The organism is Pseudomonas sp. LBUM1661, assembly GCF_059695925.1.
Window position 1 is genome coordinate 748369 of record NZ_CP166794.1, and the last position, 12664, is coordinate 761032.

Sequence of the window (12664 nt, forward strand, 5' to 3'; positions counted from 1 at the left end):
GCCGGGTGCGTTGCTGCATACGGCACATCGCAGGTTAATGCTCAAACGTTGGTCGGGCCGCCAGCGGAGAGTTAATGTGCCTGATAAAAACTTGGCGTCACCCTCGATTCCACGTCCCCAAGAGTTGACCGTACGCGCGCTGACAGCGATTGAGCGGTTTACCCATATCGAAGCCGTCAGCGGTGTCGTTCTATTACTCGCGGCATTGGTAGCACTGATCTGGGCGAACAGCCCGATTGCCGACTCCTACGAACATTTCTGGAACACCCAACTCACTTTAGGGCTAGGTGAATTCAAAGTCGTTTGCTCACTACACTTCTTAGTCAATGACGGCTTGATGGCAGTTTTCTTCCTTGTTGTTGGGGCGGAGATACGCCAGGAGATTCATGACGGCGCGCTTGCGAACTTCAAGTTGGCGACCCTGCCTCTAGGAGCCGCATTGGGCGGCGTCTTGGTGCCGGCGACCATCTACACGCTGTTCAATCATGGAACCGAGGGCAGTGCAGGTTGGGCCGTGCCGACGGCCACTGATATCGCATTTGCAGTGGGTGTTCTCGCACTTTTGGGGAAGTCGATCCCGGGTGGTATTCGCGTGCTGCTGTTGGCACTGGCCATCATCGACGACATAGTCGCCATCCTCATCATCGCCGTGTTCTATACCTCAAGCCTGGATTATATCGGTTTGGTGGTGGCGTTGAGTGGACTGGTATTGGTGCTGGCTTTTCAGCGAATGGGTATCAGCAAGGCCTACGCGTACATACTGCCTGGCGCCATTGTGTGGTTTGGCCTCCTGAAGACGGGGGTGCACCCAACGCTCGCAGGTGTAATTCTTGGGCTGATGACACCGACCAGCTCCAAGCCCACAACGGAGCGCCCGCTGGACACCATCGGGCGCACGTTCCATGAACTGATGGATCGACTTGCCCAGTCCGGGAATAGTCCGCAGGCCGTGGCGACACCGCTGAAACAACTCCGACAGGCCGAGCGGGAAATACTGCCCCCAGTGCAGCGCGTACAGGCAGGACTGCATTCATGGGTAGCTTTTGGGGTTATGCCTCTTTTCGCACTGGCAAACGCTGGGGTGAGTCTAGAGGGCAACAGCCTGGAAGATGCTGTCTCACTGAATGTATTCATTGGGGTTGTATTGGCACTGGTACTGGGCAAGCCTCTCGGAATCGTTTTGGCCAGCGTAACCCTCGTTAAACTCAAAATTTGTGAGCTACCTGAGGGCGTGACCTGGGCGGGTGTCGGCCTGGTGGGACTGCTGGCGGGTATCGGATTCACCATGTCCATTTTCATAGCGTCGTTAGCGTTCCCTGATCCGGCGTTACTCTCAACGGCGAAACTTAGCGTGCTCGCGGCGTCTGGCTTAGCCGCACTCATCGGATTGATTTGGGGGAAGCTGAAGTACTAAGCACATTTACTATGTGCCAGTTTGCAACGATGCAATCGCCACCCGGCAACGGCTGACTTGCTATTGCTCGGTGGCGATTACAAGCATGCCCAAATTCATACAAGTGGCGCAAAGCCCTCCTAAATACGGTTCAACGACTGCTGATGGGGGCAGTGGTGCTTTTTCCAAACGCCGAGCTTATGGTGACTGTTGGGCTCGGCGACGGACCGCTACCGGTGGTCGTCACCGACACCCGCCAGCGCGCACCCGTGCCGGTCGGGGTTAGAGTGGCCGTGCCGAGGCTCAGCGGCCCGGCGGTGGTCGAGGCCGTCGCCGTGATGCTGTTGCCCGTGCCTCGCGACGTCGTGCCTGCCAGGTCCCAGGTGTAGCGGCTGTTGCTGCGGGCGGTGACGGTGGCGCTGGTGACAACCAAGTCTTCGTTGACTGCTGCCGGTGCCGAGACCACCACGGACACCATTGCCGGTTCCGAGACGGCGTCCTTGGCGTCGCTGGCCTGATAGGAGAAGGTCGCGGTGAATGGCGCAGTGATGCTAGGCGGTGGCGTGTAGATTACATGCGCACCGTCTGTGATGACCGTGCCCATGCCCGAATCCGGCTGATTCAGGCCTACCACTTTGAGCGGTAGGTTACCGTCCGGATCGGTGTCGTTGGCCAGCACATTGATGGTCACCGCTTGGCCGTTGGCGCTGGCGGCGCTGTCCGGGTTGGCGACGGGTTTTTTGTTCGAACCCTGATCGTCATCATCGTCATTGTTCTTCGCGTCGCCAGTGCGGAAGGTCGGCAGCGCGGCGGAGTTGACGTAGGTGACACCGTCCCATCCAGGCAGAGGCGTCGGCATCAACTGGAACTGCCCGGGATGCTCGATATCCCAACGCAGCAGCATCGAAGTGTCCTCGTGCTGAGTGTTGTGGCAGTGTTCCATGTAGGTCCCGGCGAATTCACGGAAGTGGATCGCCATTTCCACATCGACCGAACTGTCGATGCCCTGGCCGATGCGGTACACGTCCTTGCGTGCCCATTTTTCCCATTCCGGTGGTGCCTTGCCGTCGCGGCTGAGGATGATGCCTTCTTCGAAATGCACGTGTACTGGATGGTTCCAGCCGTTGCCGCCGTTCTTGATTTTCCACACTTCCAGCGTACCGTCGCCGACGTAGCCGCCATCGGTCGGGCCGTTGGCCAGTTGCGGGGCCGCGTTGAGCCGGCGTGGGTCCATGCTGTAGCCAAAACCGCCGTCGGTCTTGATGGTCCACGGAGCTTCGTCTGTGCCGTCGGAGCGGCCGAAGACGAACTCGCGGTGCCGCGCCAGTTTCAGCTTGGCCTGCACGGCTGGGTCATCGCGGTCGAGGGTCAGCGGGATCATGACTTTGCCGGCGGCTTTGCCCGGTTTGGCGGGCTCATATTCGGCAGGATTCATGCTGACATCTGTACCGGTGTAGGGCTGCACGATCATTTGCATGAACTTGCCCACTACCGGATCGCCCTTGTCCCACTCCGGACCTTTGCTGCCTTGCTTGATCACCGCTTTGTACTTCTCGGACAGCACGTCCGCGAGGCTCAGGGCGTTCTTCTCTGGACCCTTGCCGGTCTTGTGTTCCATCAGATTGACGAAGTACAGCTTGTCGCCGGTCTTAATCCCGTTTTTCGCAAAGTTGACGATGATGTCGAAGCGCTCGGCAATGCCTTGGGTGGGCAGGATCGCGTTGTGGTTCTGCTTATCCCCATCGCCGTCCAGATCCATGCTTCCGTCGAACGGCACAGCGTGTTCCATGATGTTGCCGTCGTTGCCGATCAAGTGAAAAGGCACGCGGGTATAAGACAGATTCGAGCCGGCCGGCCCTGGAAATTCGCCACCGTTGCCGGCGACTTCACGTACCAAGGCAATCCTCAAATAGCGCGACACCGAGCCGTTGAGAATGCGAAAACGGTAACTGCGTGCCCGTACCTTCAAGCGTGGCTGGTACTGCCAGTTGACCAGGATCTGATCGCCGAGAAAGCCGTCGGTATTGAATGGGTTGAACCACAACTGGCCGTTGGCATCCCAGGCCTTGTCGGCGACCACGAGGTTGACGTCGTAGTCGCGGTTGCCCCAGGGCATTGCCGAACCGCTGGGCAGGCGCAGGTTGACGCCGTCCTCGATAGCTTCGTTGCCGCGATCCAGAGCGCTGTAGTAGTTCATCATCACCGCGTTGCCCTTGTAGACGTTCTGTGCGGTGAAATCGAGCATGTGGTCGTGGAACCAATGGGTGCTCATGGTTTCGCGCCAGTCGCCACGAATCTTAATCGTGCCGTTTTCGCAGGTCTTCAGACCGGGGCTGGCGTCGTTGACGAACAGCTTCTCACCCGGTGCGCATGGGAACGCCGCCCGCGGGTCCTGCGCTTTGGTGTTGATGGTGTCGTAACCGGCCAGCTGTAGCGGCCAGCGATAGTCGTAGTACTGCCCCGGAAAGAAAAACGCGTTGGTGTAGCCGTCGCTTTCGGCCGGGGAGTGGCCATTGTGTTCGTGGGTGCTGATGGTGTGCAGGCCGAAGCCCATGTTGGCGGCCGGGTCTATCGGCAGGGCGTTGTAGTGACGCATCAGCACCGGTTGGCCGTAACGCACCATAAGCAATTTGGGCGGAAAGGTGCCGTCGAAGGTCCACAGTGCATTGTGATTCTGAACCGGCATGCTGGGGTGGAAACGGGTATCGATGCCTTTGGTCGTGCCCGTCGTGGTCGGAATGTCCGAGGTCTGGTAGTAGAGCCCGCCTGGCCCGAACTCACCGACGGCATAGTTGTGCAATTGCCGGCGGTCACGCATGCCGCTATTGAGCTTAGCGCCTGCTTGCACGGTTTTGAAGGCGACCTGTGGATAGAACTCGTTCCAGCGTTGATGCGACCAGCCTTTTCCCGGTGGCCGGCCCTCGGCCGGCGAACCCACCGGATGGCGGTTGAGGAAGGTTTCGATCTGCGCCTTCCAAGGGTTGCGGTCCAGCACGTTGGAGAACTGCGATGGAAACGGGTACAGCCCGGGCTGGCGCATGAAGGCTTCCAATGCCGAACTCGAAGGGCCGCTGCGGGCGACACTGTTCGGGTCTTGCTGCGGCAATGGGCCGACGGTGGGTACCGGGAATGTCAGTGGTGGTGCAGGCAGGGTGGGGTCGAGTTTTTCCGTACCGAACTCCTCGAACAGCAGCAATTGCTGGGTGTAAGGCTGGGCGCCGAACAACGGGCTGGGCTTGCCGTTGGTAGGGAAATTGAACGAGGTCTGAACGCTCGGCGGCAGTACGTTTTCGGCGCGCGGTGTGTTTCGGTCGCCGTACACGCCGTCGGGATAGGCGATTGCTCCCTGGTTGGCTTCGGGCAGGCCTTTGATGGCGTCCAACTCGGCAGCCGCTGCCAGCGGGTCGGCGGGAGGTGTGTAGTATGCTGATGGGTCTGTCGTTGGCGGCTCGCTGACATCGTCAAGCGGTACCGCGTTGGCCGTGGCCAGGGTCACGAGCATCGCAGAGGTAAGGCCTGCCCTGCGTAAATAGCTCACTGAGTGGATATGTTGTGTAGCAGATTTCATTTTATTCCCCTCGCGTCATGCCTATCGGCGAAACCCGCCATCCTGTTCAGTGACGGCAGATGCTGCGGTAGTGGGGAAATTGCAACTGTTAGGCCATCATCTGGCCTCGAAAAAAAAGTACTAATGAATTAGTAAGTTGTTTCAGAGTGTTTCTGCGCGCTTACAGAACATGATGGGGCATATTCCTATATATTGGTGGGTCTTCCCCAACCAATGGGGGTAGTTCCCCATTTTTGGAAAAAATGATCAGTCTACAAAGCTCGGGGGAATCTGCTTGAAATTCTTCCCAACCCGCGATCCCCTCTAAACCTACAATTTCAATTGGAGCTGGGATTTGTCGGCGCAATGAATTAGCGGTTTTTTAGTCTGCTCATCGCAGTGGTGTAGCGACAGTTAGCTGTCGGAGCATTTTTCATAGATGGATTGCTTTGCTAAACGTGCTTTGGCAATATCGGCGACCTGTGCTCCTCAGTCGGTTCTCCATCCCTCTCATTTGGGAACTGTGTAGTAGGGGAGTACAGGCAAGCCCGGCCCTGTGCCGGGTTTTTTATTTGTAGGAAACATTACTCAATAACGTTGCAGATACTCTCCACTCGTTGGCTATGAGTTGGATGGTCGGTAGCGCTCTGAAGGCCTGATTGAAAGGCTTCGCAGCTTAAATCTGGCAGGCTATTTCTATGTCCATCGCGGCAATGCGGCTCATCGGCTTCATCCTAGGCATTTTTCTAATCACGCTGGCCGTAAGCATGGCTATTCCCATGATTACGCTGGTGGCCTATGAGCGTAGCGACGATCTGTCGGCCTTTCTCTGGTCGAGTTTGGTTACCTTCATCTGCGGCCTTCTTTTGATCGTGCGTGGGCGCCCTGATACTGGCCAGCTCCGTCCGAGGGATATGTACCTTTTGACGACTGGCAGTTGGGTGGTGGTCTGTACCTTCGCTGCGTTGCCAATGGTGTTTATCAGTCACATCAGTTACACCGACGCTTTCTTCGAAACGATGTCCGGCATCACAACCACGGGCTCAACTGTCCTGAGTGGTTTGGATACCGCTTCACCGGGATTGTTGATCTGGCGCTCGATGCTGCACTGGCTGGGGGGTATAGGCTTCATCGGCATGGCGGTGGCGATCCTTCCACTGTTGCGAGTGGGTGGCATGCGTCTTTTCCAGACAGAGTCCTCAGACTGGTCGGAGAAAGTGACACCGCGTTCTCATGTGGCAGCCAAGTACATCCTCTTTCTCTATCTGGGACTTACTGGCACCGGGGCTCTGGCACTCTGGATCGCTGGGATGACGCCGTTTGAAGCGGTCAACCACGCAATGTCTTTGATCTCTACTGGCGGATTTTCCACTTCGGACGCCTCGCTTGGGCATTGGACGCAGCCAGCGATTCACTGGGTAGCGGTGGTCATCATGATTCTGGGTAGCCTGCCCTTTACCTTGTACGTCGCAACATTGCGCGGCCATCGGCGTGTGTTACTGAACGATCATCAGGTGCGCGGGTTTGTTGGGTTCCTGATCGTTACCTGGTTGGTAGTGGGAACCTGGTTGTGTTTCCACAGTGATTACACCTGGTGGGATGCCTTTCGCATCGTGGCTGTCAATGTGACCTCGGTCGTTACGACTACCGGCATCGCGGTAGGTGACTACACATTGTGGGGCAGTTTTTCCGTGTTGTTGTTTTTCTACCTGACCTTCGTCGGGGGATGCTCCGGCTCAACCGCCGGTGGCCTTAAAATTTTCCGCTTTCAGGTTGCCGCTGCGCTGCTCCTGAGTGGCTTGAAACAACTGATTCATCCCCGTGCGGTGATCCAGAAAAAGTACAACGGCCATTCCATCGATGAGGACGTCTTGCGTTCGCTGTTGACCTTCTCGTTTTTCTTCACAATTACTATTGCTGTGATCGCTTTGGGGTTAGCGTTGATTGGACTGGATTGGACGACTGCCTTGAGTGGGGCCGCCACCGCAGTATGCAATGTTGGGCCGGGGCTTGGCACGGTCATTGGGCCTGCGGGCAATTTTGCTTCGTTGCCTGACGCTGCTAAGTGGCTGCTGACCGTCGGCATGCTGCTTGGGCGGTTGGAAATTCTGACGGTGCTGGTGATTTTGACACCTGTGTTCTGGAGATATTGATCGCTTCGCCTTTGACTCGCCAGGAAGCCCGTTTACCACGTCCTAGCGTCCGGATTCGCAATACCAGTTGTGACAATTTCATCGGGTGCGTTAGCGAGAAGCTCAACTTAGTCCAGCTATCCAAATCTTTTAATCTTCCAATTGGTTTGCCTTGATACATTGTGTATTGCTGCGCAATACTGGGCCAAGACCAAAGGATTTGGTTCCCCTTCGACAAAAAGCCCGCCATACGCGGGCTTTTTGTCGTCTGGATATTCGTTAGCCTGTCGGCAAATACTGAATCGCCCCCGCTTCGCCGGTTCTGACGGGCAGCTATTGGTCGATTCTGTTGAAAAAGTAGCTCCCCTCTCTGGCCTGCGGCAAAATCTCTACATTGGCCAGCAAGGAAGCACGCAAATGATGGGACAGTTATCGAGTGGGCAGGACCGACTGTTTTACTCGTTCAACCTTGAAGATCACATCCCAGCCAATCACCTTCTGCGCGGCATTGATCAATGTCTTGATCTGAGCGACTTGCGCCATTACCTCGCCGATTTTTCGAGCCCGATTGGGCGTCCGTCGATTGACCCTGAGCTGATGATCCGCATGCTGATCGTAGGCTATTGCTACGGTATTCGCTCCGAGCGGCGGCTGGCTGAACAGGCGCTGCACTCAATTGGCGGCTTGTACGAAGTTGAGCGCCAAGCGCGAGGCATGATCGATGAGGATTGCTGGCGAATACGGCAGGAAAAGGCAGTACCGATAATCAAAACATCGTATGCCCGGATGTAAGCCCAGCGGGATCTGGTGCCAAATGAATCAGTGACAGCCAAAGCCTTGGATTACAGCCTTAAACGCTGGATAGCGCTGACGCGCTACCTGGACGATGGGGCTGTGCCCATCGACAACTACCAGGTCGAGAACCAGATCCGGCCGTGGGTCCTTGGGGGTTCTAATTAGTTGTTTGCCGGATCGCTACGCAGCGGAAAAAGGGCGGCTGCGATTATGAGTTTGATCCAGTCGGCGCAACTTAATGGACATTATCCATATCCCCACCTGATGAATGTTCTCACTCGACTACCGACGCAGCGGGCGAGTGATATTACCGAGCTGCTGCCACATAAATGGCCATCAGTTTAAGCACGTAGATTTCGGGGACACTTAGCTACCGTAGCGAACATCCTGATTGGCCATGTCCTAAGATTTACTGCTGCGTTGGCATGCTGCGATCTGTGTCGTAACGGCCATGATTCAGGTCGTATCTGGATGCACCTGAATCTTACCGGTCAGTATAGTCATCTCCGTCGCTATGCCGGAGTGCCGCAACATGGACAACACACGTGAGCGCTTGATTGATTCAGCGCTGAAGCTGTTTCTGTCACAAGGTATATACATTACTGGTGTGATGGCCATCGCCGCGATGGCGGGTGTTACCAAGATGACGCTCTACAGCCATTTCGCCTCCAAGGATGCGCTGATAGTGGCTTGCCTTGAGGAGCGTGACCGACGCTGGCGTGAAGAGGTAGCGCGCACCTTGGCAGGGCATCCTGACCCGGTCAGTGGCATGCTCGCTTTTTTCGATTTGTATCAACGCTTTCTTTTGCAAGATAGCGGGCGCGGGTGCCTGTTCGTCAACAGTGCGGCTGAGTTTCCCCAGTTTAGCCATCCTGTGCATTTGGCAGTCAGCAGGCATAAGCAAGGGATACGCGAAAATCTTACTGCATTGGCAATGAGCGCCGGAGTAAGCGACCCTGACGTAGTTGCTGAGGGGCTGTTTATCTTGCTGGAGGGCAGTTTTGTCAGCGGCGCCATGGGCAAGGAAGTTCGGGTATTCGACACTGCGCGGCAACTAGCTCATTGCTGGATCCAGAATCAGGGCCAGCAGGAGCAGAGCGTATGACCCTAGGCTTGTTAGCGGCCATTGCCGCCACTTTTTCCTGGTCACTGCTCTACATCTTTCCAGGACTAGTCGGCGATTACAGCCTTTTTGACCTGGCTGTGGTGAGCTATGCCTTTGCCGGTTTGGGTAGCCTGCTAGTGCTTTTTGTTTACCGTAGCGAAGTGCGGCAATTGCGGTTGAGCGATTGGGCATGCGCTGCGCTACTGGGCTTCTTAGGGTACATCGGCTACTTCTTCCTGATAACCACTGCGGTCTTGGCTGCTGGGCCGGTGATCCCTCCGGTTATGATGGGGTCCGTACCTATCGTGCTAGCGATTGCCGGCAACATTAGAAGCTCCAGCGTGCCTTGGCGCGCCATTTCTGGGCCGCTGCTGGTGGCGGCTTTAGGCATAAGTTTGGTCAACTTTAGCGTGTTTGATTTAAGTAACGCGACGGTGGTGTCCCCGACAACCTCGATAGTGTTTGGACTACTAGCATCGTTGATGGCAATCGGATTTTGGACTGGTTTTGGCCTAATAAATGAAAGTGCTTTGGCTCGACGCCCAAGCATGTCGCCCATATTGTGGTCAGCCATGCTGATCTTCATGTGCAGCGTCGAAATGCTGGCCTTCATCCCAGTTGGGCTGTACTTGAAACTGTCCCACTTCGCCAGCCATCCGAGCGGGTTAGCAGGTACTCAGGCGCTAATAGTCTGTGGGTTGATTCAGGGGTTAGGGGCCACCCTTGCAGGTGCCTGGGCATGGTCAATCGCAACTCGGCGCCTACCTCTGGCGCTAAGCGGGCAATTGATCGCCAGCGGAACCATTTATGCGACTGCGATGGGCCTGCTCATCAACCATCGCTGGCCCTCTCCTATGGAAGCGCTTGGGACAGCATTGCTTTTTGTTGGGGTGGTGTGGGCTATTCACGCCTTTTACCGCAGGGCAACACACATCGGCTTAGTGTAATAACTACCCCTAGTTGAAACTAATGCGACTGTGCCGGTATGGGTGAGTCCATTTCAGGTGTCCACTTTGGATTGATTTGGCATCATTGCCCTAAGTGCTGGGGTCGGGAAGGTGTGTTGGGCGGACGGTTACGATCAGTCACAGTGCGTGGACGCAATCCGAGCCAAAGCCGTCGCTCAGCCCTTGCGCAATGCTGCCTCGCTTTGAGTGGGGGGAAAGTGTTTACCTGACCTTCTAGCTTGCCTAAGATGAAGCCGGTTGTCTTGCGGATCAATGCGATGATGAAACTGATGTCACACTGAACCTATATCGGAACAACAGCTCGTAATTCAGAGCCATGACTGGTGTACCTCGATGATGAACAACCTAGACGACTATCGCTTCCAGTCCCACGAGCTTTTGCTTGAGCTTGATGCAGCCACCACCAATCTTATGATGCTCGTATCGGCACGACAGTTGGAGGGGACCTTGTGGAATGAAGCTACCTATCGCCAGAAGCTGGCGTATGAGGCGTGGGCTACTTTTCTTAACTCCCCCAAAATTGATCCGATGCCTATGCTGGATGGGCGAGCCGCAGGTAGCTATGGACCGTCGGCGGACTGAGAAGTCTTCTATTAGTCAAAGATGTCTAAGACGAACACTTAAAGCTACCTATCTCCGGTGACCGAACTTTTTGCAGATGGTGTCCAAGTCATCCCATGGGTTCCGTAGTTGTCCTGCATAACCACAGCCTGAGGAATGTACAAACGCTGCACTACGATCAATCTCTTTCTGCTGTGCTTGGCACGTGCGGCATGACACGACGCCGTTAGTGATATGCCAGCGGCCATTCCAATCAATCAAATCCTCGTTTGCCGTCATAGGTCACCACTCAGATCTTTACACCCTTACTGGATCGATTGGCAGATTCTGGTCGAAATTCTAGAGTTTGTGCGCAGTGCTATGGAGGTCCCACGGTGGTCGCAGTCAGGACATTGAGCTGAATAGTTGCTCTGAGTTTTTCAATTCGCACGCAGCCTCCGCTTCATCTCGCGTCGGAAATGACAGGTGAAGACGACACTTTTCCTTGTTGTCGTAGATGCTGTAGCCACAAGGCGCCATGCTGGAGTAGAAGCGAGCACCATCACGTACCGATCCAGTCTCGGTAGGTATCGCCGGAACGACAACAAATCTCGATACCATGTCATCACCTATATTTTTATCCTCGCTTAAGTTTTAGCGGCATATAGCTAGTACATCAAACCTTTCTCAATTGGAGTCGACGGGTGGGTGCCTTGCCCTGCAAGATGGTGTATCGCCCTGACAGTAATCCCGACCTGAAACTCTAAGGGTTGCATCGCTCGCTTGGCGACCGGCGTACAGGCCCATAGCTGCCGGTCAGCAATAGCTGAAATTGGCCGATTGCTGTATTTCAATAGAAGTCATTCAGATGTCATGAGTACCGCTAACGTCATGTTAATGAACTCTTCGTTCTTGCTGATCGTTGCCAGCGCACTGCGCACATTGCCTCCAACCTCATCTGAGCCGCGCTCCTCGACCCACAGCGTCAGTTCCAAAGGGCTAGCTGGTTCTGATCGATCTTGCCTGATGGGGAAGGGTGTAGGTCTGCGACAACGCTGGCCACTGATGACGGCTGAGCAGATCTTCCATTGCTACACGTACCGTGAAAATGATGAGTATCGCGCTGAGCTTAAAGAGTTGCTGGAGAATTTGCTGAAGCTAGTCGCGCGAGTTTCGCGATGGCTAATCCATGGCGGAGGTCTGCTTTCGGCCAATTCGGAGAATTGGCCTTTTTGTCGCTTTCCTGTCAGGGGGCGTCTGCTCAACTACTTGTGAAAATGATCAACTATTCTGTGAAGCTACAGCTGCCCGTCCGGAGGACTGCAATCAACCCGTGTGGCCTCTTGGTCATATTGCGTGAAAAATAAACGCGCGAGTACGCACAGTAGTTCGGTATTGATGAGCGAACTCTGCGTTAAAGGCGGTTCATAAAACATGAAAGATGTACTCGGCGGACTCGTTGGCAGCCAGAGACACGTCCGATGCGGTCAATCGCTCGCGCAGCGATAAATCATCGACCCGCACCTGCCACTCGCAGCTTGGATCTTCCTCAAGAGTACTTTTGACGCGGTGTATCGCTTCGAGCAGTTTTTCTCGTGGTGGAAAGTAAACGGCCAGCGCGTTGTCTTTCCAACTCGCCACATTCAGGCCCAGTTGCGCGCAGATGGCGATTTTGCTTGATGCATCGGCTCTGTCTGCTTGTCGAGATTGATTGACGAGTGCTTCCAGAGCCGGATCTGTACGCCCATCTGTGCAGAGAATGTCGTCGCTCTCCCACGCCTGTGGCGGGCACGCTTTGTTATCTTGACGTAACGCGATGAATGGGTTGATTTCCATCGGATAAATGCGGCAAACCAGGGGGCGTTCTTCGTAGATGCCGCAAAGATTGTCAGCTCTGAGATTAGGGCATTGCTCAAGTGCTTTGCCGGCAAACACAGCGATGACCTGTATCTGGGTCTTACCACAATTTACACTTACAGATCGGCCTTTGGCGTGGGCAAACTCCGCTGATGAATGAGGCCAACTTGATTCATCAAAGGCCTCAAGAATCACCGCGATGTCGTGACCGCGGTTTAACCATTGTTGTGCCTCAGCCAATGTCAGCGGTATCAGTCGGCCCTTGCAGCAAATACCGCAGCCTACACAGGAGAATCGTACGATGTTGCTTTGCATATTTTTCACCGG

At 55.3% G+C, this 12664-nt stretch carries 7 protein-coding genes and 2 pseudogenes; 7 read left to right on the forward strand and 2 right to left on the reverse strand.

Going from position 1 to position 12664, the window contains the following annotated elements; all coding sequences use genetic code 11:
- Positions 1 to 76: 76 nt before the first annotated feature.
- Positions 77 to 1414: a Na+/H+ antiporter NhaA gene (nhaA, locus tag ACA057_RS03375; protein WP_497345936.1), complete on the forward strand. Its 1338-nt coding sequence runs from the start codon at positions 77 to 79 to the stop codon at positions 1412 to 1414.
- A gap of 130 nt (positions 1415 to 1544) precedes the next feature.
- On the opposite strand, the gene ACA057_RS03380 is transcribed toward nhaA, so the two are convergent.
- Positions 1545 to 4895 carry an Ig-like domain-containing protein gene (locus ACA057_RS03380; protein ID WP_497345938.1) on the reverse strand — a complete coding sequence of 1117 codons (3351 nt, stop codon included), beginning with the start codon at positions 4893 to 4895 and terminating at the stop codon, positions 1545 to 1547.
- A gap of 743 nt (positions 4896 to 5638) precedes the next feature.
- On the opposite strand from ACA057_RS03380, the gene ACA057_RS03385 reads away from it, so the two are divergent.
- The 6 genes and pseudogenes from ACA057_RS03385 to ACA057_RS03410 all read left to right on the forward strand — a co-directional run bounded on the left by ACA057_RS03385 (position 5639) and on the right by ACA057_RS03410 (position 10522).
- A complete protein-coding gene (locus tag ACA057_RS03385; protein WP_497345940.1) occupies positions 5639 to 7093 on the forward strand; it encodes a TrkH family potassium uptake protein in 1455 nt (484 codons plus the stop codon).
- A gap of 396 nt (positions 7094 to 7489) precedes the next feature.
- Positions 7490 to 7735: pseudogene (locus ACA057_RS03390) on the forward strand (transposase); the annotation flags it as partial.
- Between the two features lie 144 nt (positions 7736 to 7879).
- A pseudogene (locus tag ACA057_RS03395) lies at positions 7880 to 8212 on the forward strand (IS66 family transposase); the annotation flags it as partial.
- A gap of 187 nt (positions 8213 to 8399) precedes the next feature.
- Positions 8400 to 8972 carry a TetR/AcrR family transcriptional regulator gene (locus ACA057_RS03400; RefSeq protein ID WP_497345942.1) on the forward strand — a complete coding sequence of 191 codons (573 nt, stop codon included), beginning with the start codon at positions 8400 to 8402 and terminating at the stop codon, positions 8970 to 8972.
- A complete protein-coding gene (locus ACA057_RS03405) occupies positions 8969 to 9919 on the forward strand; it encodes a DMT family transporter (RefSeq protein ID WP_497345944.1) in 951 nt (316 codons plus the stop codon). Before ACA057_RS03400 ends, ACA057_RS03405 begins: the two co-directional genes overlap by 4 nt.
- A 354-nt stretch (positions 9920 to 10273) precedes the next feature.
- Positions 10274 to 10522, forward strand: coding sequence for a hypothetical protein (locus tag ACA057_RS03410; RefSeq protein WP_497345946.1), 249 nt, complete (start codon positions 10274 to 10276; stop codon positions 10520 to 10522).
- A gap of 1383 nt (positions 10523 to 11905) precedes the next feature.
- Here ACA057_RS03410 and ACA057_RS03415 read toward each other — a convergent pair.
- Entirely contained in the window at positions 11906 to 12652 is a 747-nt protein-coding gene (locus ACA057_RS03415; protein WP_497345948.1) for a YkgJ family cysteine cluster protein, read from the reverse strand.
- Positions 12653 to 12664 lie beyond the last annotated feature (12 nt).